At 37.4% G+C, this 24774-nt stretch carries 25 protein-coding genes and 1 pseudogene; 12 read left to right on the top strand and 14 right to left on the bottom strand.

Annotated features, from left to right (window positions below):
- Nucleotides 1-60: 60 nt before the first annotated feature.
- The 5 genes from KIV10_RS02400 to KIV10_RS02380 all read right to left on the bottom strand — a co-directional run bounded on the left by KIV10_RS02400 (nucleotide 61) and on the right by KIV10_RS02380 (nucleotide 4421).
- Nucleotides 61-1065 carry an NAD(P)H-dependent glycerol-3-phosphate dehydrogenase gene (locus KIV10_RS02400; protein ID WP_214111886.1) on the bottom strand — a complete coding sequence of 335 codons (1005 nt, stop codon included), beginning with the start codon at nucleotides 1063-1065 and terminating at the stop codon, nucleotides 61-63.
- Between the two features lie 262 nt (nucleotides 1066-1327).
- A complete protein-coding gene (nadD, locus tag KIV10_RS02395; protein WP_214112143.1) occupies nucleotides 1328-1918 on the bottom strand; it encodes a nicotinate (nicotinamide) nucleotide adenylyltransferase in 591 nt (196 codons plus the stop codon).
- A 24-nt stretch (nucleotides 1919-1942) separates the two neighbouring features.
- The gene (gene gmk, locus KIV10_RS02390) at nucleotides 1943-2536 is read right to left on the bottom strand and encodes a guanylate kinase (protein WP_214111885.1); all 594 of its coding nucleotides are present in this window, start codon (nucleotides 2534-2536) and stop codon (nucleotides 1943-1945) included.
- Nucleotides 2537-3394, bottom strand: a complete 858-nt coding sequence (locus tag KIV10_RS02385; protein ID WP_214111884.1) for a YicC/YloC family endoribonuclease — start codon at nucleotides 3392-3394, stop codon at nucleotides 2537-2539.
- Between the two features lie 55 nt (nucleotides 3395-3449).
- Nucleotides 3450-4421 (bottom strand): YheT family hydrolase, encoded by a 972-nt coding sequence (locus KIV10_RS02380; protein WP_214111883.1) that lies wholly within the window; start codon nucleotides 4419-4421, stop codon nucleotides 3450-3452.
- An 85-nt stretch (nucleotides 4422-4506) separates the two neighbouring features.
- On the opposite strand from KIV10_RS02380, the gene KIV10_RS02375 reads away from it, so the two are divergent.
- The gene (locus KIV10_RS02375; protein ID WP_214111882.1) at nucleotides 4507-4980 is read left to right on the top strand and encodes an acyl-CoA thioesterase; all 474 of its coding nucleotides are present in this window, start codon (nucleotides 4507-4509) and stop codon (nucleotides 4978-4980) included.
- 46 nt (nucleotides 4981-5026) lie between these two features.
- On the opposite strand, the gene KIV10_RS02370 is transcribed toward KIV10_RS02375, so the two are convergent.
- On the bottom strand, nucleotides 5027-5383 hold the full coding sequence (locus KIV10_RS02370; protein ID WP_214111881.1) for an arsenate reductase family protein: 357 nt from the start codon (nucleotides 5381-5383) through the stop codon (nucleotides 5027-5029).
- A 9-nt stretch (nucleotides 5384-5392) separates the two neighbouring features.
- The gene (locus KIV10_RS02365) at nucleotides 5393-6151 is read right to left on the bottom strand and encodes a DUF3298 and DUF4163 domain-containing protein (protein WP_214111880.1); all 759 of its coding nucleotides are present in this window, start codon (nucleotides 6149-6151) and stop codon (nucleotides 5393-5395) included.
- 158 nt (nucleotides 6152-6309) lie between these two features.
- On the opposite strand from KIV10_RS02365, the gene KIV10_RS02360 reads away from it, so the two are divergent.
- A complete protein-coding gene (locus KIV10_RS02360; RefSeq protein ID WP_214111879.1) occupies nucleotides 6310-7452 on the top strand; it encodes a cystathionine gamma-synthase in 1143 nt (380 codons plus the stop codon).
- Nucleotides 7453-7520: 68 nt separating this feature from the next.
- Here the strand turns inward: KIV10_RS02360 and KIV10_RS02355 are convergent, their stop codons facing one another.
- Nucleotides 7521-8315, bottom strand: coding sequence for a THC0290_0291 family protein (locus tag KIV10_RS02355; RefSeq protein WP_214111878.1), 795 nt, complete (start codon nucleotides 8313-8315; stop codon nucleotides 7521-7523).
- 255 nt (nucleotides 8316-8570) lie between these two features.
- Here KIV10_RS02355 and gdhA point away from each other — a divergent pair, with 255 nt between their 5' ends.
- The 3 genes from gdhA (at nucleotide 8571) to recO (ending at nucleotide 13045) form a co-directional block, all read left to right on the top strand.
- Nucleotides 8571-9914, top strand: coding sequence for an NADP-specific glutamate dehydrogenase (gdhA, locus tag KIV10_RS02350; RefSeq protein ID WP_214111877.1), 1344 nt, complete (start codon nucleotides 8571-8573; stop codon nucleotides 9912-9914).
- 129 nt (nucleotides 9915-10043) lie between these two features.
- Nucleotides 10044-12326 carry a type IX secretion system anionic LPS delivery protein PorZ gene (gene porZ, locus KIV10_RS02345; RefSeq protein WP_214111876.1) on the top strand — a complete coding sequence of 761 codons (2283 nt, stop codon included), beginning with the start codon at nucleotides 10044-10046 and terminating at the stop codon, nucleotides 12324-12326.
- Nucleotides 12326-13045: a DNA repair protein RecO gene (recO, locus tag KIV10_RS02340; RefSeq protein ID WP_214111875.1), complete on the top strand. Its 720-nt coding sequence runs from the start codon at nucleotides 12326-12328 to the stop codon at nucleotides 13043-13045. Before porZ ends, recO begins: the two co-directional genes overlap by 1 nt.
- 3 nt (nucleotides 13046-13048) lie before the next feature.
- Here recO and KIV10_RS02335 read toward each other — a convergent pair whose 3' ends face one another.
- On the bottom strand, nucleotides 13049-13615 hold the full coding sequence (locus KIV10_RS02335) for a GNAT family N-acetyltransferase (RefSeq protein ID WP_214111874.1): 567 nt from the start codon (nucleotides 13613-13615) through the stop codon (nucleotides 13049-13051).
- A 389-nt stretch (nucleotides 13616-14004) separates the two neighbouring features.
- Between KIV10_RS02335 and KIV10_RS02330 the strand changes: the two genes are divergently transcribed.
- The 3 genes from KIV10_RS02330 (at nucleotide 14005) to KIV10_RS02320 (ending at nucleotide 16367) form a co-directional block, all read left to right on the top strand.
- On the top strand, nucleotides 14005-15399 hold the full coding sequence (locus KIV10_RS02330; protein ID WP_214111873.1) for an NAD-dependent succinate-semialdehyde dehydrogenase: 1395 nt from the start codon (nucleotides 14005-14007) through the stop codon (nucleotides 15397-15399).
- A gap of 70 nt (nucleotides 15400-15469) precedes the next feature.
- Entirely contained in the window at nucleotides 15470-15970 is a 501-nt protein-coding gene (locus tag KIV10_RS02325) for a pyridoxamine 5'-phosphate oxidase family protein (protein ID WP_214111872.1), read from the top strand.
- A gap of 190 nt (nucleotides 15971-16160) precedes the next feature.
- Nucleotides 16161-16367, top strand: a complete 207-nt coding sequence (locus KIV10_RS02320; RefSeq protein ID WP_214111871.1) for a hypothetical protein — start codon at nucleotides 16161-16163, stop codon at nucleotides 16365-16367.
- A 311-nt stretch (nucleotides 16368-16678) separates the two neighbouring features.
- On the opposite strand, the gene KIV10_RS02315 is transcribed toward KIV10_RS02320, so the two are convergent.
- Complete coding sequence (locus KIV10_RS02315) at nucleotides 16679-17176, bottom strand: EF-hand domain-containing protein (RefSeq protein WP_214111870.1); 498 nt, start codon at nucleotides 17174-17176, stop codon at nucleotides 16679-16681.
- 139 nt (nucleotides 17177-17315) lie between these two features.
- Here KIV10_RS02315 and KIV10_RS02310 point away from each other — a divergent pair.
- Nucleotides 17316-17721 (top strand): annotated as a pseudogene (locus KIV10_RS02310) (BLUF domain-containing protein).
- Nucleotides 17722-17726: 5 nt separating this feature from the next.
- Here KIV10_RS02310 and KIV10_RS02305 read toward each other — a convergent pair.
- On the bottom strand, nucleotides 17727-18296 hold the full coding sequence (locus tag KIV10_RS02305) for a response regulator (RefSeq protein WP_214111868.1): 570 nt from the start codon (nucleotides 18294-18296) through the stop codon (nucleotides 17727-17729).
- Between the two features lie 112 nt (nucleotides 18297-18408).
- Between KIV10_RS02305 and KIV10_RS02300 the strand changes: the two genes are divergently transcribed.
- The 3 genes from KIV10_RS02300 to KIV10_RS02290 all read left to right on the top strand — a co-directional run bounded on the left by KIV10_RS02300 (nucleotide 18409) and on the right by KIV10_RS02290 (nucleotide 20972).
- Complete coding sequence (locus KIV10_RS02300) at nucleotides 18409-19851, top strand: sensor histidine kinase (protein WP_214111867.1); 1443 nt, start codon at nucleotides 18409-18411, stop codon at nucleotides 19849-19851.
- Nucleotides 19852-19854: 3 nt separating this feature from the next.
- Nucleotides 19855-20271 carry a response regulator gene (locus tag KIV10_RS02295; RefSeq protein WP_214111866.1) on the top strand — a complete coding sequence of 139 codons (417 nt, stop codon included), beginning with the start codon at nucleotides 19855-19857 and terminating at the stop codon, nucleotides 20269-20271.
- Between the two features lie 170 nt (nucleotides 20272-20441).
- The gene (locus tag KIV10_RS02290; RefSeq protein WP_214111865.1) at nucleotides 20442-20972 is read left to right on the top strand and encodes a lipid-binding SYLF domain-containing protein; all 531 of its coding nucleotides are present in this window, start codon (nucleotides 20442-20444) and stop codon (nucleotides 20970-20972) included.
- 116 nt (nucleotides 20973-21088) lie between these two features.
- Here the strand turns inward: KIV10_RS02290 and KIV10_RS02285 are convergent, their stop codons facing one another.
- From KIV10_RS02285 to KIV10_RS02275, 3 genes are all read right to left on the bottom strand, one after another.
- Nucleotides 21089-21439, bottom strand: coding sequence for a hypothetical protein (locus KIV10_RS02285; RefSeq protein WP_214111864.1), 351 nt, complete (start codon nucleotides 21437-21439; stop codon nucleotides 21089-21091).
- A gap of 87 nt (nucleotides 21440-21526) precedes the next feature.
- Complete coding sequence (locus KIV10_RS02280; protein WP_214111863.1) at nucleotides 21527-22411, bottom strand: DUF6268 family outer membrane beta-barrel protein; 885 nt, start codon at nucleotides 22409-22411, stop codon at nucleotides 21527-21529.
- Nucleotides 22412-22483: 72 nt separating this feature from the next.
- Nucleotides 22484-24562 carry a protein-disulfide reductase DsbD family protein gene (locus KIV10_RS02275; RefSeq protein WP_214111862.1) on the bottom strand — a complete coding sequence of 693 codons (2079 nt, stop codon included), beginning with the start codon at nucleotides 24560-24562 and terminating at the stop codon, nucleotides 22484-22486.
- Between the last annotated feature and the right edge of the window lie 212 nt (nucleotides 24563-24774).

Genomic DNA, 24774 nt, shown 5'->3' with positions numbered 1-24774 from the left:
TCGAAATGTATCATAAAAAAACTCCGCATTAGCGGAGTTTTTTGTTTTTAAAATTAAATTTCAATTTAATTTTTCCGTCAATTTTTTGATGGTTTTTTTTGGGTCTTTATTTTCATAAAGAATTTCGTAAACTGCATTTATTATTGGTGTTTTCGCTTTCTTTTTACCTTTTTGTTGATTCAGTAAATAAGCACTTTTTGTGGCATAATAACCTTCGGCAACCATACTCATTTCCAGTTGTGCACTTTTTACCGTGTACCCTTTTCCAATCATATTTCCGAAGAGTCTGTTTCGGCTAAAAACGGAATATCCCGTCACCAAAAGATCGCCCAAATATGCAGAATCATTAATGTCACGCTTCATTTTGTGGACTTTTTTCACATATTTTTTCATCTCCCTAATGGCATTGCTCATTAGCACGCTTTGAAAATTATCGCCGTAGCCAAGTCCGTGGGCAATCCCGGCAGCAACAGCATAAATATTCTTCAGCATTGCCGCGTACTCGGTGCCCAAAACATCATCGCTCAAGGTGCATTTTATGTAATCACTGCTTAAGGCATCTGCAACAATTTTCGCTTTTTCTTCATCTGCACTGGCAATGGTAAGGTATGAAAGGCGTTCCAGTGCTACCTCTTCGGCGTGGCAAGGGCCAGAAATTACGCCGATATTGTTGAACGGAACTTTGTAAAATGTATTGAAATGGTCTCCTACAATCAAGCTTGTTTCTGGGACAATTCCTTTTATAGCCGAGAAAACCACCTTTTCCTCAAGCGACACCGTCAATTTATCCAGCTCCTGATGCAGAAAAGCCGAAGGAATTACAAAAATAAGATAGTCGGCGCACGATGCCGTCTCGTTGATGTTATTGCTCAGTTTTAATTGTTTCAAATTAAATTCAACCGAACTGAGATAATTGGGGTTGTGTTGTTGCTTTTTGATGTGTTCCAGCGCGTAAGTGCTGCGCATATACCAGCAAACTTCTTGCTGCGTCTCACAAAGCATTTTAACTATTGCTGTGGCCCAGCTTCCTCCGCCAAAAACGGCAAATTTTGGTGTATGGGACATAGATTTGGTTTTTTATTGTTAGTATGTAGAGGTTTCCCGAAAATTAACGCAAAAATATGGGAACAAAAGACCATTTTCAATTTTAACAATAGATTATGATTTATGCAGGCAATGTTTCAATCTACGGAAGCGTTATTTTTTTAAAATGTTGAAACTGCATATTTGATAATCAAGAAGGTATTTTCAATAATTTTGGTTGGTTATTTAGTTTGAGACCGCTCCATTAAGTGTTAATTAACTGGGGCGGTTTATTTTTGTAGAATTATTTGTAAAAATTCATTTCATCTAAATAATTCCAAACTTCCGGAGGCAACATCGGCCTTATGTTTTTATTGGATTTAATACTTTTTCTTATAAATGTGGAAGAAATTTCCATAACCGGCGCAGGAACTCGCTGGATTTTTGGATGACTGCTGAATTGATTCTCAACAATTCCTTCTGAAATTCTTGGGTAAACATAAAGATGATATCGTTCTAAAATCACTTCATAGTTTTTCCACTTTTGTAAGCTTTTCAAATTGTCTTCCCCCATAATCAAACAAAAATTTTGATCAGGAAATTTTTCTTCCAAATAAATTAAGGTATTTACCGTATAATTGGGTTGGGGAAGGTTGAACTCCACGTTGCTCGCCTTCAATTTGGGATAGTCCTCTACCGCAAGTTGTACCATGGCTAGCCTGTGGTGGTCTTCCAAAAGCGTTTTTTTGATTTTGTGGGGATTGTGCGGTGTAACAACAAACCAAACTTCGTCGAGGTCGCTAAATTCCACCATATAGTTTGCAATTATCAAATGCCCAATGTGAATGGGGTTGAAAGTCCCAAAGTATAGCCCGATTTTTTTTGAAGTCTTTATAATTCGTTTTTTTTAATTGAAAGCTTATTTAGAAGAATCTTCTGATGGGGAATTGATAAATTTTGCAACCAAATCATGCGCATCCTGAAGCGCGGTTTTAAGATCGTGATTTTCGATGATTTTATCAAACTGTGGCGCCGTGGCAAGCTCTACCGAAGCTTTGGCAATCCGCATATTGATGCGTTCTTCGCTTTCGGTCTTTCTCTTTTTTAAACGTATTTTAAGTTCATCAATGCTTGGTGGCTTTACGAAAACGGCAAGCGTTTTATCCGGAAACTTCTTTTTTATACGAAGTCCGCCTACCACATCTATATCAAAAATCACGTTTTTTCCGTGGCTCCAAATGCGTTCGACTTCTGTTTTTAAAGTGCCATAAAAATTGTCCCGGTACACTTCTTCCCATTCAAGGAAATCACCGTTTTTAATGTGCTGCTTAAAATCTTTGAGGGTAATAAAATAGTAATTTTTACCGTGCTCCTCATCTCCGCGCGGCTCACGGGATGTACACGATACCGAAAATTCAAGATTAAGGTCTTCCTGTTTCAGCAGATGTTGCACTATAGTAGTTTTCCCACTTCCCGAAGGAGCTGAAAAAACCAATAATTTTCCTCCTTCCATCTATAAAACGTTAAGTGCTTGTTCCTTGATTTTTTCCAATTCGTCCTTCATTTGTACCACAACTTGCTGCATTGGCGCATAATTTGCCTTACTGCCAATCGTGTTGATTTCCCGACCGATTTCCTGGGTAATAAACCCCAATTTCTTTCCATTGGAATCGTGTGATTTCAGTGATTCCTCAAAATAATCGAGGTGATTTTTCAGCCGCACTTTTTCTTCCGTAATGTCATATTTTTCAAGATAGTAAATCAATTCCTGCTCAAAACGATTTTCGTCGACCTTTTCCTTTATCTCTGAAACTGCTTTGCGAAGTCTTTCCTTTACATTATCGATGCGCTCCGGATCCAAAGCGATAACATTATCCAATAAACTGGAAATGGATTTCGATCGTTCAAAAAAATCATTTTCCAATACCAGACCTTCATCAGTCCTATATTTATTAATTGCTTCAAGCGCATCACCAATTCCACCTAAAATTGCAGCATATTCGCTTTCATCAATCTCCTCGCGCTCCGTTTTAAGAGCATCGGGCATTCTAACTGCCATTTTCAGTAATTCCACGGGATCGCCATCTACTACGTGTGCCAGCTGTTTAATGTAATTTTTTACGGCAGCTTCATTAATCTGGGTTGTAGTTTCCTCTCCAGTTACCTCAATGTACAATGAAAAATCAACCTTTCCGCGCTGCAGGTTTTTTGCCAAAAGATCCCTGATTTCAAGCTCTTTTTCACGATATGCAGAAGGAACCCGAGTGTTAAGATCCAGCCCTTTGCTATTCAAGGATTTTATTTCAATGGTAATTGTTTTAGAGGGCAATTGCACTACCTGCTTGCCGTAGCCGGTCATCGATTGGATCATATCGCAAATTTTGTGAAGCGCAAAGGTATATAATTCTGAATTGTTTGTGTACCAATCAAATGGTAAACGATGCTTTGTCCAAAAATTCCAGCGTTCGGCTTTCGTTATAATAGAGATTATTTGATTGATGAAAACCTACGTGTCCACCATATTTTGGAATTTCAAGAAACACGTTCTTTTTTTCTGAAGCAAGATTGCGCGGATAACATTTTTCGGATAGAAAACTATCATTTTCAGCATTTAAAATGAAGACGGGAATTTCAATATGCGGTAAAAAATACAGACTGCTGTTTTTTTCGTAATAATCGAAAGCATCCGTGAATCCGTGTGCTGGGGCGGTATAAATATTGTCAAATTGAAGCAGGGACGTTATTTTTTTCAAATCTGACGGATTCATTTTCTCGGGAAAATCCTTCATTTTCAGTTTATATTTTTGTTTAAGATTCTTCAAAAATGTATTGCGATACACCCAATTGTAAAATTCTGAGAGCGCTTCCATAGAACCTTTCAGATATAGTGGTGTAGAAATGGCAACGGCTTTGCTGATTTCATTCGGAATAGTTGGCCGTTCCCCCAAATATTTAAGCAAAAGATTTCCGCCCAAACTGAAACCTACAAGAGCGATTTCAGCATATTTATCTTTTTCGAGAATGTTGTTAATTACCGCTTCAAGATCATCTGTTTTTCCAGCGTTATAAGATTGATATGCCAAATTTTCCTCCCCGCTACACCCGCGATAATTCATTGCGGCAATGTCCCACCCATTTTCGCTCAGGATTTTTCCGGCTCCTTTAATATAGGTTCTTTGCGAATTTCCCTCGAGACCGTGCAATAAAATTGCAACCTTGTGGGTAGTGTTTTTTGAGAAAGACCAATCAATATCCAGAAAATCGCCGTCCGCCAAAACCAATCGTTCGCGTTGTTGAAGAAGGGGAGGTGACGGACGAAATTTTGCGGAATAAATAGTACTGAAATGCGCATTTTTAAAGGGAAATTTTGGTTTGTAGATTGATGAGATTATGGGCATTTTCAAAAGGAAATTTTAACAGAAACAAAACAAATTTACTATGCTTGCATAACAAAAGTAGCTTAAATTTGTAAAAAACGAAATTATGTATTTGAAAGAATTTGAAATAAGATGGAGTGATGTAGATGCTAACCGGCACCTTCGAAACAGTGCATATATTGACTTTATGAGCCATACACGCATGAGCTTTTTGATGGAAAGTGGGTTGGATCAACGCCAATTGGAGGAATTCAATTTGGGCCCAGTGGCATTTTCTGAAAGAATGCTTTATTTTAAGGAAGTTTTTCCAGGAAAGCCGGTTCGGGTTTCACTTCAATTAAAGGGAATTTCTGAAGATGGGATGTATTTTCAGTTTTTGCATAATTTTTATGACCACGACGGGAAAAATTTTGCCCGTTGCGAAATGATGGGCGGTTGGATTGATTTGAATGAACGAAAATTGGTCGGCCTCCCAGAAAATTTATTGAAGAATTTAAGAACAATGGAAAAAACCGAGAATTTTAAAGTGATCACCAAGGAAGAAACCAGAAAGTATGGGGAAAAGCCAAAAGATCTATAAAGTTTTCCTTCGGGTTTTTTTTCGCAAATAATTGAAATTTAAATTATTAATTGCTGTGAATTGATTTCTTTGCAGCGGCTACAGTTTTAGGGCTGCTTCCTATAAATATTTTGTCATTGTTTACAATAACGGGGCGTTTCAAAAACGTATAGTGTTCCAGCAATAGGTTTTTATAATCTTCATCCAAAAGTTCTTGATCCTTTAAATTTCGCTCTTGGTAGAGTTTTGCCCTTCGGCTAAAAAGCGCTTCATAACTTTCAGTTAGATTAAAAAGCTGCTCAAGTTCTTCCTCCGTAATTCCTTGTACTTTAATATCCTGTTTTATAAAAGAGGAAGGTATTTCAATTTCTTCCATCACTTTTTTACAGGTATCGCACGTAGATAGATAATATACTTTCTGCATAACATAAATTTATTGAATGTTTAAAAAAGGAGCCACTTCCTTCATCTCAATTTTCAATTCTATTTGGCCGTCTGCGTAGCTGGCAATATCGTATTGATTGTACACAAAAATGAGGCTATCCTTTGTGAATCCAACGCTCTTCGGTAAAAAGAATTTATCATTTTCAAACCAAAGTCCCGTTGCGGTAATGGGTGCTTCGGAAGGGATTTGCTGTTGGTTCCTGAATTTTTTCTCGGCGAAAGATTTGAAATCCTTTTCATTTTTGAAAATTTCCTTGAAGGTAAGTTCCTCCCCAGTTTTTTTGTCGATATTCAAAAATGAAGTAGTACCGTATCCGTGTGCGCCGCCGGTGTACAAGTATTGCCGAAGCTCAAAGCATAAATGCTCTGGAGAATTATAAATTTCGTTGACCGAAATCTCTGCAAAATAGGCTCCCGCCAAATCTGGAAATTGTGCTTTATCCGCATTGTAAACTTCCACAAAACCGGTTGCCGCTTCTTGAATTGTTTTGGCCGTGGGAATGGTATCCTCGCCCATTAAAAGGGAACTGAAAATGAAATTTTTAATCTTTTTATTTATTTTTTCTGAAATTTCACCGTCACCAATTATTTCAACATAATTGATAGTTACCTCTGGGCATTCAACGCCCTCGCAGATAGAAAGCTCCTTTTCCGTAAAACTTTCCGAAGCTATTTCAATATTTTTTTCTTTATCACAACTTGCCAAAAACAAGATGGCCAAAAGCAAGAGAGCTATTCTGTTATTCATACGTTAAAACTAAGAGTCGGTTAGCTATCACAAATGAAACTAGTACATTTGCTATTCAAAAGTAATAACTTTAAAATGAGCTATTGTGAAAGTTATATTAAATCCTGAAATCGATATTTGGCATTCACAATTTTCATCCTAAAACTTTTAATTTATATATGAAATTTAACACAAAGACGATACACGGCGGCCAACATAATGTAGATCCCGCATATGGTTCTGTAATGCCTCCCATTTACCAAACATCCACTTATTCGCAATCCACGCCTGGCGGGCACAAGGGTTTTGAGTATTCGCGAAGCGGAAACCCAACCCGCGCCGCTTTGGAGCGTGCATTTGCGAGTATTGAAAATGGTGAATTTGGTCTTGCTTTCGGTAGTGGTTTAGCAGCCATTGATGCTGTTATGAAACTTTTGAAACCCGGCGATGAGGTGATTTCCACAAATGATCTTTACGGCGGAACATACCGATTGTTCACCAAAATTTTTGAAGGTTTTGGAATAAAGTTTCATTTTATTGGGATGGAAAATGCTTCAAAAATAGAAGATTATGTAAATGAAAAAACAAAATTGATTTGGGTAGAAACGCCAACAAATCCCATGCTTAATATTATAGATATCAAAGCGGCAGCAAAAATCGCAAAAAAACACAACATTCTTTTAGGAGTTGATAACACGTTTGCCACGCCATATTTGCAACAACCGTTGGATTTGGGCGCGGATATAATTATGCACAGCGCCACTAAATACCTCGGCGGACACAGTGATGTGGTCATGGGCGCGCTTGTGGTAAAGGATGAAAAATTGGCCGAACGGCTTTATTTTATTCAAAATGCGAGTGGTGCGGTTTGCGGGCCGCAGGATAGTTTTTTAGTTTTACGCGGTCTCAAAACTTTGCATATACGTATGCAACGCCATTCTGAAAACGGAAAGGCTATTGCAGAATTTTTGGCGAACCACCCCAAGATTGAAAAAGTGTACTGGCCCGGTTTTGAAAGTCATCCAAATCATAAAATTGCCAAAGAACAAATGAAGGATTTTGGTGGAATGATTTCTTTCGTGACAAAAGGGAACAATTATGAAGACGCCATAAAAATTGTTGAAAACCTGAAAATTTTCACATTGGCGGAAAGTTTGGGAGGTGTTGAAAGTCTTGCGGGCCATCCGGCGAGTATGACGCACGCAAGTATTCCTAAGGAGGAAAGGGAAAAAACAGGAGTTGTGGATTCTCTAATAAGACTTTCCGTGGGAATTGAGGATGCCGATGATTTAATTGCCGATTTGACACAAGCAATCGGATAAATTAGAATTCGTTATAAAAAAAAAGGGCGATTTTATTTGAAATCGCCCTTTTTTTATTTTTTAAAATTTCAATCTAAATAATAAACGTAGCCAATATTCAGCCAATATATCCATTCATTGGCTTTGTTTTCGGGAACGGGAACCGCACCGTTATTGTTTCTTTCAGAAGGATTCAAACCGTCAACCCAATCAGAATTATAATAATGCCAACGGCTATCAAGCATCAGATCGCTCAGCTGCGTGAGTTTGAAACGGAATCCAAAACTGCCCACAAATGCCGTTGTAGAGCCAGAATCCTGTTGAAATGAATTGATGTATTTGGGGTGGGTGTCCAGCGGTGGGAAAATATCACTTTTTATTTCCGGATTAAAATTTACATAATGAATCCCAAAGGAAAGAAATGGAGCAATTTTATAGGATCCTGCCATAAAATCACGAATGCTAAAGGGGTAAAATTCCAATTGGGCACCTAATTCAATAACTTCGGAGGAACCCGTTGTTGCCCGTAATTGGTCAGCAAATAACGAAGTTTTATCCGGCTCTACGGATTCGCCGTAATGCTCCAAACTTGTTTTATGATAATCCAGCTCTGTGCGAACCTTGAAATGATCATTAAAATATTTGTCCCGCGTATAGCAGTTACAATCTGCGCGATAGGCAAAATTTAAATAATGGATTATACCAACGCCAATTCCAGTATTTCCGGCATTTGTTTCAAAATCATTTCGCTGTCCAAAATCTGAATAGAAAGCAACGGGACCAACAATTACCCCAACCTCATGTGAAAACCCAAATTGGCTATAAATTTTCTCACCTGAAAAGATTAAAAGGGAAAATACCAATAATAATACTTTGGCATTCATTATTAAATAGGTTTAGATTGAGACATAGCAAATATATAAAAACATCTGTAACAGGGAAATTTATAATTTCTATTTAGCTAATTTGAAAAATTTTAGCATTAAGTTTTCGCATAAAACTTATATTTGCACGACCTTAAAATCAAACGTTATCGTAACGGTTTTAATTGTTGGAGTATTTAAAAAATTATTTGTTAAATTACATAAAAACAAGGGTTTAAAGCTCAGCAAAGCTTTAGGCGAAAAAATTTCAGAAAAATGAAACAAAGTGTAAAAGAATTTATTTCCTACGTTGAAAAACAAAATCCCAATGAACCAGAATTTCTTCAAGCAGTAACCGAGGTTGCCGAGACGGTAATTCCTTTTATTGAGGAAAATGAGATGTACCAAAATAAAAAATTGCTTGAGCGTATGGTAGAGCCAGAGCGCACTATATTATTTAGAGTGCCTTGGACGGATGATAAAGGTGAGATTCAAGTAAATAAGGGATATCGTGTTCAGTTCAATTCTGCAATTGGACCGTACAAGGGGGGACTTCGTTTTCATCCATCTGTAAATCTTAGCATTTTGAAATTCTTGGGCTTTGAGCAGACCTTTAAAAATAGTTTGACCACATTGCCGATGGGCGGTGGTAAAGGGGGATCAAATTTTGATCCTAAAGGAAAGAGCGACGCTGAAATAATGCGTTTCTGCCAAAGCTTTATGACTGAATTGGCCCGCCACATAGGCCCAGATACTGATGTTCCTGCAGGGGATATAGGCGTGGGCGGTCGTGAAATAGGTTTTATGTACGGACAGTATAAGCGCTTACGTAATGAATTTACCGGCGTTTTGACTGGTAAAGGTCGTTCTTATGGCGGCTCACTTATTCGCCCGGAAGCTACGGGATATGGCAATGTTTACTTCGCTAAAAATATGCTAGAGACCAAAGGTGAAAGCTTCAAAGGAAAAATTGTGGTTATTTCCGGTTCAGGAAACGTGGCACAATATGCCGCACAAAAAGCTATGGAATTTGGCGGGAAAGTAGTTACGTTCTCAGATTCTGATGGGTACATTTATGATGAGGAAGGAATAAATGAAGAAAAGCTCGCCTTTGTGATGGAGCTTAAAAATGAAAAACGCGGACGTATTTCAGAATATGTTGAAAAATTCCGCGGAGCGAAATATGTGGAAGGAAAGCGTCCTTGGGGTGTAAAGTGCGATATCGCGCTCCCTTGCGCTACCCAAAACGAGCTTGACGGAAGCGAAGCCAAGACATTGGTTAACAATGGATGTATCTGTGTAGGCGAAGGTGCCAATATGCCTTGCACGCCAGAAGCTATTGCTGAATTTCACAAAGCAAAAATTTTATTCTCGCCTGGAAAGGCTTCAAATGCAGGAGGTGTGGCAACGTCCGGTCTTGAAATGTCCCAGAATTCATTGCGCCTAAGTTGGACATCCCAAGAAGTGGATGAAAAACTTCATAACATTATGAATGATATTCACGCAGCGTGCGTAAAGTACGGTAAGGATGGAGATGGTTATGTAGATTATGTAAAAGGTGCAAACATTGCTGGTTTCGTAAAAGTTGCCGATGCCATGCTCGCACAGGGTGTTGTATAATTAATAAACTTATTAATAAAAGGCCTTTTTAAGATCTTCATTTTTGGAAGGTTTTGAAAAGGCTTTTTCATTGCCATACAGCAATAAATAGTATTTTAGCGTGTTAATAAAGAAAAACGATTTTCAAATATGAAGAGGTTATTACTCACACTTCTTTTTTCCTTTCCTCTTCTGCTCACTGCCCAGAATTTTGAAGATAGCTGGATTGGTTATTTTTCGTATTCTTCCATTCAGGACATTTCGCAGGGTGACAACCAGATTTTTGTAGCCTCAGAGAATGCCATATTTGTGTATGATTTGGCTACGCGCGCAACCGAAACTATCTCTTCGGTGCAAGGACTTTCGGGAGAACCTATTTCGACCATTTATTACAGTGAAGCTTTTGATAGGTTAATCATTGGCTATGAATCAGGCTTGATTGAAGTGGTCATCCTTAACCAGAATCGAATTCTAAAAGTGGTGGATATCCTCGAAAAGCAGACCATTCCACCTAATAGAAAGCGTATCAATCATTTTCACGAGTTTAATGGTAACATCTACATCGCTACACAATACGGCATTTCAGTATATGATCTTGAAGCGCTTGAATTTGGTGACACTTATTTCATAGGGCCGTTGGGAAGCCAAATAAATATTTATCAAACTACTGTTCAAGAGCCTTTTATTTATGCAGTTTCAGCTGAGAATGGATTGCAGCGCGCGATGGTTGCGGATGATAATCTCATTGATTTTGAAAATTGGCCCACGGCTGTCTTCGGAAATTATAGAGGTGTGCAACTTATTGGGAACGAAATATATGTGCTCGATGCCATAGGAAGAGTAGCAATTTATGACGGAGATGCTACCTTGAATCCGGTAGGAAATTTTTCTAATGTTGTAGATTTTGAAGCAAATGAAGATTATTTGACGATTACAACCACCACCTCAATTCAAGCATATTCGGAAGGATTTGTTTTAGAGGATTCTGCCAACTCGGTTACAGGGTTCGACCTTCAATTACAAACGGGGTATGCCTTTAACGAAAATTTATTTTTGGGAACCGCCGAGGATGGATTGCTCATCGTACCCTTTGGGTCAAACCAGCCCACACAAGTTTTACCCAGCGGGCCTCTTAGAAACAGACCATTTTCAATTGATGCGTCTCCGGGACAATTATGGGTAAATTATGGGGAAATAACGGTTACATTTAATCCATATCCCTTAAGTTTTTTTGGAATAAGCAATTTAAAGGACAGCACTTGGACAAATATTCAATACGAAGAATTATCCGGCACCATTGGAAAGGAAATAAATGATTTAATTGAAGTGGCAATCAATCCGGAAAATCCCGATGAAGTCTATATGACATCCTACCAAAAAGGATTGCTGAAAATTGAGGGGCTAAACCCAACAATTCTTTACGATGAAACAAATAGTCCATTAGTTATTCCCGGAAATGATGAAGCTTTGGGTATAAGATTATACGGGATGGATTTTGACCGGCAGGGTAATCTATGGACCGTTCAATCAAGAACAAATGAAGGTTTAATTAGGGTAAACCCCCAAGGTCAAATTCAAAAAATAGATATTTCAGATATTATTACGGGCGAAGATGAAATCGCACTTTCAAAAGTTGTCATCAGCAGAGAGGGAAATGTTTTTTTTGGTGCTGTTGAAAGTGGTCTTGTCGGGTACAATCCTTCAAATAATAGATTTAATATTGTAGGCGTGGACAATGGTCTTCCAAATCCAGATATCCGCGCTCTCGCCCTGGACAACCAAAACAGGATTTGGATAGGTACACGTCAAGGGTTGCGCGTTCTATTTAGCCCCGGCAGCTTTTTTGAAGATAGTGCTACGCCCGAAGTACAGTCTATTATTATCGATGAAAATGGTGTGGGGCAAGAATTATTATTCAATCAATCAATAACAGATATAGAAGTAGATGGTTCCAACAACAAATGGATTTCAACCGCCACAGCGGGTGTCTTTTATTTATCCCCGAACGGTCAAGAAACACTCTTACGATTTACGCGGGAAAATTCACCTTTGCCATCCAATAACGTACAGGATATTGCTATAGACCCTTTTACTGGCGTCGTTTATTTTGCTACCGTAAACGGATTGGTAGCATATAAAGGAACCGCCACCGCACCCAATGATAATTTGGAGAACGTTCATGCTTTCCCAAATCCCGTAAGACCAGGATTTGCGGGCAATGTTACTATTGATGGTCTCACATCACAAGCGAACGTAAAAATTACTGATATTGAAGGAAACCTCGTTTTTGAAACTACTTCAGAAGGTGGAAGCGTTCTTTGGGACACTACTGCGTTTGGAAGATACAAAGTGCGCTCCGGCGTTTACTTGGCGCTCATTACTACAGAAGATGGTTTAGAAACAAAGGTTTCAAAGATTATGATTATTCGCTGATGGTTGTAACCACCAAAGCCATTGTTTTTTCAGCTATAAAATATGCGGAGGCCGATTTGATTGTTTCCTGTTTTACCGAAACCTCGGGTATAAAAAATTACCTCCTCCGCGGCATATTAAAATCAAAAAAGGGAAAACTAAAAACCTCATTTTTCCAACCATTAACACAGCTGGAAATTGTTGCCGAGCACAAAAATAAGGGAACCCTTGAATACATAAAGGAAGCAAAAATCCATTTTCCCTATCAAACGCTTCATACAGATATTGTAAAATCTGGGTTGGTGATGTTTTTATCAGAAATTTTAAAAAATTGCATAAAGGAGGAAGAACCGAATCCGGAATTGTATTCGTTTATGGAAAAATCCTTTATTTGGATGGATAGCGTGGATGAGGTCGCCAATTTTCACATTCATTTTCTGTTGGAATTAAGCGCATATTTAGGTTTCTATCCAGATTCATCAAATCTTCAATATCAATTTTTCAATATTTTGGAAGGAAATTTTCAAGAGAAGGATACTGGAAATTATTGCGTTGAAGGCGAAAACGTAGAATATTTGAAGCTATTTTTCAATAAGAAAACAGAAGAAATCAGCGAGATAAAAATGTCGAAAGCCAACAGGAGCAAAGTTTTGGATTTAATGCTTACCTATTATCGGTTTCACGTTCAAGGCTACCAAGCCCCAAAATCACTTGCCGTACTTAATGCACTATACTCGTAAATTTTAAAAGGAAATTTGCAAATGCTTATAAATAGTTCCTGCTAATCTTTTTTCACCAGCACATTGAAAACCCAGTGATAAATACAATTTTTCAGCGCGGATATTTTCAGTTTCTACGAGTAAGCCAACTTTTTCGAAACTTTCATTTGAAGCTTTTTCAATAAAATGTCGCACCAAATGTCCGCCAATTCCTCTATTTTGAAATGCACCTGCCACGCTAAGCGTATCAATATAATATTCTCCAGCAACGGTTTCTTCTTCCAGAATTAAATTTTGAACCCCATAATTTTCTGAAATATACTCCAAGAACGGCTTGCGGTATTTTAGAAGTAAAGCGCCATCATAACCGGTGATTGACCCCACAATGCTATTTGAAATTTCTGCCACCAGCGTATTTTCATAACTGTACTGATTTTGTTTTTTCTGAAAAAAATGTTTAAACAGCGGGACGGCATCTTCCATATTTTCAGAATTGGCAAACGAACACGCCAAGGAATTCATAGCCTGCACCATCAATGGGGCCACAGACAAATAATCTTCAGGCGTGGCAGACCGTATTTTCAATTTCATATTCATTTCAAAATTAAAAAAAGATGGCGCTCCAAAGGAACGCCACCACAAATAAATCACAAATTAATACCTCACATAATTCTTTGTGATTTTGTACTCTCAATGCTATGTAAAGTGGCTTGCACTTTTTGTACCACTTTTTAATAACGCATCTTATGCGTTTCTGTTTTAATTGAATGAAATATTATTCTAATAATGTTTTCGTAACGGGAGAGGAGTGTTTTATATTTCAGAAAATAAATTTGAAAGGTTAAAATTAAGAAATATTTGATTGGGAAAGGTTTTTCGTCGATTTTTTTATGAAAGAATATTCCTCGCCTTCTAATAATAACAATTCTTTGGCATGATTTAAAATCTAGAAATTTTATATTTCATCAAAAAGAAAATTTATGAAAACCCAAGAACAAACTTCAATTACAACCATAAATCCGGCAACGGGCAAGACAATCAAAAAATACGATTTCATGACCGATGAGCAGGCAGACAAGGCCGTAAAAAAATGCCACGAAGCTTTTTTGGAATGGAAAAAGCAATCGCATAAAGAACGGGCAAAAATTATCAAAGCCATTGGTAAAGAATTAAAAAACCATAAAGACGAACTTTCCGAATTGATGACCCAAGAAATGGGCAAATTGCTCAAACAGGGAAAACAGGAAGTGGACTTGTGCGCTGGCATTTGCGAGTACACCGCCACAAATGGCCCGGAAATGTTGAAGAATGAGGAGCGTGAGCTTCAGGATGGGGGAAGGGGATTGATTGCCTATTCTCCCATTGGCGTAATCTATGGTATCCAGCCCTGGAATTTTCCCACCTATCAAGTAATTCGGTACGCAATTGTCAATCTTATGGCAGGAAATGGTGTTCTTTTGAAGCACGCCGAGAATGTAACTGGCTGTGCATTATTGATAGAAAAAATATTTGAAAAAGCAGGTTTGCCGAAAAATTTATTTACCGTTCTAAAAATAAGCCATAACCAAAGTGACGCCATCATAAAACACGAATTGGTTCGCGGTGTAACACTTACGGGAAGCCCCGGAGCTGGGAAGGAAATTGCAAAAAAAGCTGGAGCTGCGCTCAAAAAATCCGTAATGGAATTGGGGAGCAACGATGCCTACATTATTCTGGATGATGCTGATTTAAATCTTGCGGTAAAAATGTGCGTACAAGGTAGAATCTACAACAATGGCGAAACGTGCGTGGCAGCAAAAAGATTTATAGCTGTTGAAAAAATATATGATGAATTTAAGGAAGCATTTGTAGCGCAAATGAAAAAAATGAAACACGGAGATCCCATGGATAGTGATACCAAGATAGGGCCTATGGCAAGAGAGGACTTGCGTGATGACCTTCACGAACAGGTTACTAAAAGTGTGAAAAAAGGCGCCAAGGTTTTATGTGGCGGAGAAAAACCCACAGGCAAAGGTTTTTACTATCCCGCTACCGTTTTGGAAAATGTAAAACCTGGCCAACCGGCATACGATGATGAACTTTTTGGGCCGGTGGCCTCGTTAATAAAAGCCAAGGATACCGAAGACGCCATGCGCATTGCCAACGACAGTAAATTTGGTCTCGGCGGCGCCATCTTTTCAAAGGATGAGAAAAATGCCATAAAACTCGCAACCGATCATTTTGATACCGGAATGGTTTTTATCAATGGTTTTGGTCTTGCACAGCCCAATATGCCCTTTGGTGGGGTCAAGGATTCAGGCTATGGAAGGGAGCACGGAGGCTTCGGGATGAAGGAATTTGTTAATGTGAAGTCAGTTTATCTTCCGAAGAAATAATTCTTCCTAAAAATTATGATTTTCTTAATCTGAAGAAACATATAGTTTGTTACCTTCAAAATAAAAAACTATGAGCACAAAAAATTTGTATAGCGATGAAGCTAAGAAAAAATTGAAAGAACTCGCGGAATCCATTGATTTCTGTATGATGGCAACACATTTGAATAACCAGCCATTTCATGTGGTTCCCATGAGCACGAAAAAGGTGGATGATGCTGGAAACATTTGGTTTTTAAGCAATAAAACCAGTACGCATAATAAATCGATTGAAACCGATGGAAAAACGCATCTTATTTATTCAAAAACAAGTTCTTTTGAATTTTTGAGCGTTTACGGGTCTGCTAGTATTCGTACCGATAAAACCATAATTAAAAAACTTTACGGGAATAGTGATGATGCTTGGTTTGATGGCATTGATGATCCAAATATTTCTGCAATTGAAGTAAAGCCCAATGAAGTTTACTACTGGGATACCAAAAATGGAAAATTTGTTTCGCTCTTAAAAATGGTCGGGGGTGCAATAACTGGTAACGAACCTGATTTGGGAGAGGAAGGAAAAATCAAAATTTGAAATAAATAACATTAATTTTTTCCGAAAGAGCCTTCACAATATGTAAAGGTTTTTTTTTTGACTGTTTATTTCTTATTGCTTAGTTATCTGATGAAGTTAAACTTATGAGAAATATCTCCCAAAGCTGTGTTATACAGATTTAAAAAATGATTTTACGTGGTTATTTTAGATATAACAAAAAAATTTAGGTATGAGCACAAAGGAAAAAAATAAGAAAGAGCCAGAACAAAGAACTGAAAACCCTAAAAAACACAATGCGCAACAAGAGCGCGAGTATAGAAAACAAAAAAAAGGAAAATTAGACAAGCCTGAAGAAAATAAAACGGATGAAGATTCTGTAGATACTTACGTCAATTTGCAACCGGGACAAGGCAAACGCCTATGGGAGGAAGAATAAAGAATCCAAAAATTTCGATTTATTGAGTTACATAAAATTTGTAATGAATTAACAAACAATGATTTAAGAGATTATATTTGATCTATTAAATTTTAAAAAAATTGGAGGAAATGTATGATGAATTGAAAAAAGAAACAAAAAATCACGAGACAAGTTTCAAAAAAATAAGTGATTTATCAGCTTTGTAAAGCAGTATTATTAAATACATAATCGAATTAGCCAAAAAACCATTCCACTACGGAATGGTTTTTTACATAAAAAAGCTTCTTCCAACATTGGAAGAAGCTTTCTTATGTCTCTTCAAAAACAGATTATTGAAAATCCTTCAATTCATCTGCGTCCAATGTTCCATCTTTATTTTTATCGATTAAATTAAATGTATTCTGGTTCATTTCTGAAGAATCTATGTAGCCATCGCTGTTGGTATCGTAACTTCTGTAATAATCTGTATCCTTAAATCTGTCAGCAAATTCAGCCCTAGAAATATATTGGGGTGGATTATTTGCATATCTATTTGCGGGGATGTAGTTTCCATAATAACGATTTCCTGCTGTCCATTCCTCGTTTGTCAATCTTCCATCCCTATTTATATCCAGACGGTTGTACGTAGTATCATAAAATTCCACATCGTTTATTCTACCGTCCTTGTCGGCATCATAATCGTTATATCCTTTTGAATAGGAATTGCTGAATTCATCAATGTCATAACTTCCGTCATTGTTCAAATCTTTGATTTGAAGTGGTGTTTGCGCGAATCCGACGGCTGCAATCATTACCGCCGCCAAAAATAAAATCTTAGTCTTTTTCATAGCATTTGTTTTTTATTATGTTTTTCTACTAAGTTAATGATGGCTTGCACTTTAAAAATTTTAATTAAATAACATTTAACAATACTTTAAAAACCATTCTTAAAAACAATATCTAATTTTAAATTGTAGTCCCAAGCTCATGCCTCACTCAATATGTTATATCAGCAATTCAGTAGATTTAATGGACAATATTGTCCTTCACAACTTGTTCCATCAGGTTGAATCATATAATAATCTGCATCATATTACTGGGATTTTACTGTACAAGGAAGGCACATTTTCAAATTTTAGAAGGCGAAAAAAAAGTAGTTGAAGATTTATTTGAAAAAATTCGTCACGATGAAAGACATGACAAAATCTTCAAAATATTAGAAAGACCTATAAATGATGGTATTTTTGAACTGTACCATTCTGGTTTCAGCACGCTTTATAGTGATGAGGAAATTGTGGAACTTGCCACTTATATTGAAATGCAGAAAGATCCCGACTACGGCCGAAATATCTTGGCAATTCTGAAACCATTTCTCAGTTTCAATTATGTTTAAGGTTTTTACGAACCCTTCATTCCAAAGAATTTCAAAATTGAATAGAGAAATCCGGATTCTTTCTCTTGTGGAGCTTTACGGGAGTTGGTCTCACTAAATGTGTATTCCCTTAAAAAATCACTTTGGGCTTTTTGGTTATCATATTTTTTACGCTCGTTGCCCAATGTTTCCAATTGTTTTTGGCTTTGGGTTATAATTTTTTCGAAAACTGGCAGCAACCGTTCGTGTAAAGTATTTATGGGCTCTTTCAGAAAAAATCCGGAAGCGCCCGCATCCAGCAATTTCTGGGAATCTTCCTCATTTTTTAAATTTCCGGTAATAACAACCACCGGAATTTTGCTGTTATAGTCTTTAATGATCCGTATCACATCAAAAGCGTCCATCCCCACGAGGTTAAAATCTGTGATTACCATATCTGGAATGTAGGTTTTTAGAGCGTTGATGAGGGAAATCTCAGTATCCACAAAACGAATTTCTGGGTGGTCTGAAAGTTTTTTGATTTGTCGCTGAAGTAAAAATGAATCTGAAACCAGATCTTCTACAATTAAAAAATTAAGGCAATCTGGTAATTTCATTGGTGGTTCAGAATTTATTTAAAGTGTTAAAATTATTTAATACTGCATCAGTTCATTAACAAATTAAAAACTAAATTTAACGCATTAATCCGAAACTTCACAACTCTGTTAAATGAAAAGAATCCGAAATATTGGGCTCAATAACTTTATAGTGCTCATTTCCTCACTGTTATTGGTTGTTTTTTTGATAACATTTTCCTTTATAAAAAATGCGGCTTCGGCAGAATTGGTTGCCCACACCTGGGAGGTTAAAAACAATATTAGGCGGTTGATGTCCTCCATTAACGAAATGGAAAGTAAAAAGTTAGGCTATCTTTTTACGAACCAGATTGGGTACAGGCATTCTTTTGAGAATGCGCGCAAGGATTATAATGAAAGATTTACCGAAATATCTGTTTTAATGCAGGATAATGAGAATCAATTGCAGCGGTTAAAATTAGTTGACAGCCTAGTAAATCTCAATTTTTCAGATTTTGAAGTAATTCTTTTTTCCGAAGAGCGTAACGTCGAGGAAATTGTCTTGAAAGGTAAGTTGGACCAAGAAAATGCAGATCAAATCCAGGCTAATTTGGAGATGATGATTGATTTTGAGAACAGTCTATTGGATGAGCGCGCGGACAATTACGAAATATGGAAATACATTATTTTGATAACCATAGGCATTGCGGCGGTAATTCTGTTTTTGAGTATCTATAATTTGGTAAAACGCGTACAACCTTTAATGAATGAATTATTGGAAACAAAGGAGCGACTGGAATTTTCAAACGCAAATTTGAAAAGCACTTTGACGGATCTTCACAATTCAAACCTTCAAAAGGAAGCTGAAATTCTGGCTAAGGAAAAGGCCGTTTTGGAATCAGAAAATTTAAATGCTTCGCTATTGGCAAAAAACCAGCAATTGGACCATTTTGCGTATGTTGCCTCGCATGATCTCCAGGAACCCCTACGTACCGTTTCAAATTATCTTGAAATATTTCAGGAAGATTATCCAGAGCGAGTGGAAGGTGAGGCAACCATGTATTTTGAATTTATAAACAGTGCCGTGGACCGGATGCGAAAATTGATAAGCGGATTGCTGTCATTTTCTAGATTGGGCACAAGCGGCGAAATGGAAGAAGTTGATGTTAATGAAATATTGAATGATATTATTGATGATTTTGATGCTATTATTGAAGAACGTGAAATAGTAATAGAGAGTGATGAAATGCCAAAAATCCACGGCTACAAGCTTGAACTGAAGCAATTATTTCAAAATTTAATTAGCAATGCCATTAAATTCACCGCGCCAGATGTAACCCCGAATATTCAGATAACTGTTGATGAAACGGTCAGTTATTTCAACTTTCATATAAAGGATAACGGGATTGGTATTCCGGATAAGGATTTCACGAAGATTTTTGATATGTTCAGCAGACTTCACAGCACCAAAGATTATGACGGACAAGGAATAGGTTTGGCATTTTGTAAAAAAATCGTAGAATTGCACCACGGAAACATCTGGGTTACCTCAGATTTTGGTGTTGGTAGCACCATTCATTTCACCATAAAAAAATAACCAATGAAGAAAAAACTGAAAAATGTTTTATTGATTGACGATTCAGAAAGTGATAACTTTTACCACGAGCGCAAAATCCGCAAAATGGGAATCACGGATAATATCCACATTTCCTATAGTGGCCAAGAGGCACTGGATTATTTAAGAAGTGAATTGGAGGGCGTCCATCCACAACCCACCCTCATTTTTTTGGATATCAATATGCCCGGAATGAATGGTTGGGAATTTTTAGAGGAATATGAAAAACTGGAGGTAGCGCAAAAAGGTGAAATTATTTTAACCATGCTCAGCAATTCCATTGACGAGAGGGACAAAGAAAGGGCAAATGTGTACAGCAGCGTGCGCGGTTTTTACAGCAAACCGTTAAATGAAGATTATTTGACGGACATTATAAAAATGCACTTTAGCGAATATTTATAAAATCCAATTTGGCATCATAAAAAACTTCATTACTCTTTTGTAATGAAGTTTTCTTTTTACAAATATCTACGTTTAAATTTTGGCATTCCCTTTACACTTACTAACAGGTAATTAACGCCAGTGTTATTTTTTAGTCATTAGATTTGTCGGTAACAAAAAAAACTACACATATGAAACTGACAAAAATTTTTACCCTTGTGGTGCTATTTATCGGAACGACATTAATAGCGCAAAATTCAGATGACAAAAAAGTAATCAAGGATGCTGAAATGGTAAAAGCAGAAATGATTAAAACAAACAAAAAAATCCAAACTTATTTTGATGATGCAAAGGCGTATGTAATTTTCCCGAATGTTGGGAAAGGAGCGTTGATAGTAGGTGCAGCCTCAGGAAACGGTGCCGTTTACGAGCGTGGCACTTTGGTAGGAATGGCGAAGATGAAACAACTTGATATAGGTGCGCAAATAGGCGGAGAAGCTTATGGCGAGGTTATATTCTTTAAAACTGACGCGGCATTACAGGAATTTATGGATGACGACCTTGAGTTCACTGGACAGGTTTCTGCGGTTGCAGTAAAAGAAGATGCTACTTTAAATGTAAAATATAATGATGGTGTCGCCGTATTTACAATGCCCAAAGGCGGCTTAATGGCTGAGGTATCAGTTGGCGGCCAAAAGTTTGATTATACAGCCTTTGAATAATTTAGAAGATAAAAAATGAATTTTCCAATTTCGGAAAAATTCAATTTCCCGTTTTAAGTTTTCTCTCCCCAATATAAAGAAAACTTAAAGCGGTTTTTTTATGATTTTTAATTCAGCTAAATCTCTTTTTTAACGAGTAGATAATAATCATTTTCTAGCGGAAGATAGCCCTGATCGTATAAGTAGAAATAAGTGGAACCAGTTTTGGTGGTATAAATTCCCGTGAAATAATCAAAACTGAAGCCCAATCGCAGGAGTTTATCCTTGGTAGTCTTGGTTTTATTTTCAATATTAAGGGATTCGAGAATGCGATAGTTTTTTCGGAGCATATTGTTGATATTCCGTATCAAGTTTTTATTATCCTTGTTCAATAGATTGTTGCGCGAATTGCGGCACGCATCGCTACAGAATTTTTTATCTGCACGCCCCAAAATTTTTCTCCCGCACTCAGGACAAGCTCTTTCCATATATTAAAGATAGAAATTTTGAGATGGAAGCAACATATTCAATAATAAATTATTGTATTGAAGTACTAGCTTAAGCTGAAAATTAACTTATTTTGAAGTAGGAATTTCGGTATCGTTCTTCGCTTCAATTTGAAATCTATAAATGGCTTCCATTCGAAAAAAGAATCCGCCAGAAATACTTGGGTTTAATTGTGTTCTATCATCCCCAAAACTAAATGCTGAAACGCCCAAATCTATTTTTTCATCGCTTCGGTAAACCTCGTAATCGTTGCTACTGTATCCCACTTTCGCACGCAATAGAACGCTTTTTTCAAAAGTGTTGAATTGCGCATAGGCGGCAAATTCCAAAGAACTTAGATCTGCATAGAGTGAAGTGCTATTTTCATAATGAAGCCTGAAACTTCTTCCTATTCCGTAGTAATCTAGGCCCAAAGTGGTTGTTCCGAAAGTATAATTGACATCAGCTGAAATAGGCAAGCTCATATCCATTTCAAACTTTTTATTGGGGCTTAAATAATACCATCCAATTATGGGAGTGGTGAAAAACCCAAAAGCCTCCTGGGAACCATATGCGCCGAAACGATAGATGAGATTTTCCTTTTTCTTCAATTTAAGCAAGGCAAAACCGCCCACGTAAAAATCTTTGGAAGTAATAATGTGATAATCGGAAGCAATTTTAGGAAGCAAAACAACCGTGGTGCTCCATTTCTCAGTCCACGTAGAGGCCAATCCCAATTTCACATTGGTACTGTAAAGACTTTTAAAATTGGTTTCTGGGAAAAGCTGCAGATTATTTCGGCTGAAATCAGCTCCCGTTATTAATGCGTGACTTTTATTTAAAACTATGGGCAATGTAAGGCCAACGTCAAACGATTTTACATATGTACTGCTGTTTGCGTCTTCAAAATTATTATTGAAAGTTTGGCCATATCCTATTTTAAGTAGGTCCACATAATTTTGTGAATGTGCCATCATTGGGATGATGAGGAATAAATAACAATATTTTTTCAAAAGGGAATCGTTTAATTTATCCTCCGGTCATTACTATTTTTCGAATGCTTCAATCCCTGTACGTAACCAATTATAATATTCATCGATGTCTGGCGTGTAGCCAACGGGATCAATTAAATTTTCTTCGTTATGGTTCATCAAAACATAAAATGGCTGGGCGTTTGCCTTGTATTTCAGAATTTGGAATTCACTCCATTTTTGGCCAATGTAACGAAGTTTCTTACCAGAAATTTCTGAAACAATCTCTTCGCCATCCGGTAGCGGGCGTTTGTCATCCACATAAAGCGAAATGAGCACGATATCATTATTCAAAACTTTCAAAATTTTTGGTTCGCTCCATACACGCTCCTCCATTTTTCTGCAATTAACGCAAGCATAACCCGTAAAATCAATCATTACTGGTTTTCCCACTTTTTTCGCATAGGCCAATCCGGTCTCGTAATCGTCAAAGGATAGGATATCTTGCGGTCCCAAATGTGCACCTTCGGGAAAATCCGTTTTTTCAGAAATTCCACCAGCGCTGCTTGTTTTAGTATAACCAACGCCGTAGGCAGATTCGCTATATTGCATTGGTGGAGGAAATCCGCTAATTAATTTTAAAGGTGCGCCCCAAAGTCCGGGAATCATATATACTGTGAAAGCCAAAATGAGAAGTCCCAAGCTCAATCTGCCAACTGAAATATTTGAGAGTGGCGAGTCGTGCGGCAATTGTATCTTTCCAAAGAGATAAAGTGCCAGTGTGCCAAAAATAGCAATCCAAATTGCGAGGAATACTTCCCGTTCCAGCCAGTGAAGCTGAAGAACCAAATCTGCATTTGATAAAAATTTGAAGGCTAATGCCAGCTCCAAAAAGCCCAAAAATACTTTCACGGTATTAAGCCATCCTCCAGATTTTGGTAAAGAATTCATCCAACCCGGAAAAGCCGCGAAAAGTGCAAAGGGCAATGCCAAAGCCAATGAAAAGCCAAACATTCCAACAAACGGAGCAATTCCGCCTTTCGAAGCTGCCTCAACCAAAAGCGTTCCCACAATGGGTCCCGTACAGGAAAATGAAACAATTGCCAAGGCAAGTGCCATAAAGAAAATACCTATCATTCCCCCACGGTCTGCTTGCCTATCAACTTTATTTGCCCAAGAATTTGGAAGCATAATTTCAAAAGCGCCCAAAAATGAAAAGGCAAAAACCACTAAAAGAATAAAAAATATCACATTGAACCAAACATTGGTAGACAATGCGTTTAAAGCATCCGCGCCAAAAACCCATGTTACGACCGCGCCTAAAAAAATATAAATTAAAATAATTGCTATCCCATAAACTATGGCATTTCTAATCCCGGTAGCTCGGGTTTTGCTCTGTTTGGTAAAAAAACTTACCGTCATCGGTATCATTGGGAATACGCAAGGGGTTAGCAAAGCAGCAAATCCTGAAAGAAATGCAATTATAAAAATAGTCCAAAGTCCTTTTTTCTCGTGCTTTTCATTTTGTTCCAAAGCGGCGACCGATGCCTCATTTCCCGATGCGGCGCGTATAGAATCATTTGCAATAGCAGTTTCAGAAGAATCAATTTTAGTTGTGTCCTGAATTTCTACTGGAGTATCAATCGTTTCTTCCGGAGTTTCGGTGGTGTTTTCGGTTACGGCATTTTCTGTTGTTTTTTCGGGAGCTGGAATTTTAAAGACCAAATCCACATAGGCCGGAGGGAGGCAACGTTGATCATCGCAAACCATAAATTCCACTTCACCCTTAACGGTGGTGCCAGTATTTCCGGTGAGTTTAATTCGCTGTGTAAAAGTTGCTGAATTTTCAAAAAAAGTAATAACCATGTCAAAAACAGGATCATTTACCGTATGGCCTTTACTTTCCTTCGGTTTTCCAATGGTTTTGTAAGCGCTATTTTCTTCAAATGTAAATAATGTGGGCAGCGGCCCATCTTCCGGCACTTCCTGTGAATACAAATGCCAGCCTTTTTCAATGGATGCTTTTGAAACCAAATCATATTCGGTTTCAGATATTTTTTTAATGCTTGTGGACCATTTTACGGGGTCGAGAATTTGAGAATTTACAGAGGCAATCGAGAGAAGGGCAATAAGAAGTAGCAGGCATTTTTTCATTGTCGAATTTTGTTATGCTATTTAAAAAAAGAACTTCAAATTTGAGGGAAAAAATGCATTAATCAAAATTATATCACCGTTTTGATGAAAAAGCAAATAATTGAAATTGAAATCTTCGGAAAAAATTCATTAAGCGCTTTTTTTTGAAATTCCACAGCTATTCGGCATTGGTATTTCAAGTATTTTGCATCTGTTTCGCGCATTCTATTTTC

This window comes from Aequorivita echinoideorum (genome assembly GCF_018476645.1).
GTDB lineage: Bacteria > Bacteroidota > Bacteroidia > Flavobacteriales > Flavobacteriaceae > Aequorivita > Aequorivita echinoideorum.
Note: the sequence above shows the minus strand (reverse complement) of the source record. Positions and strands in the feature narration are given on the sequence as shown.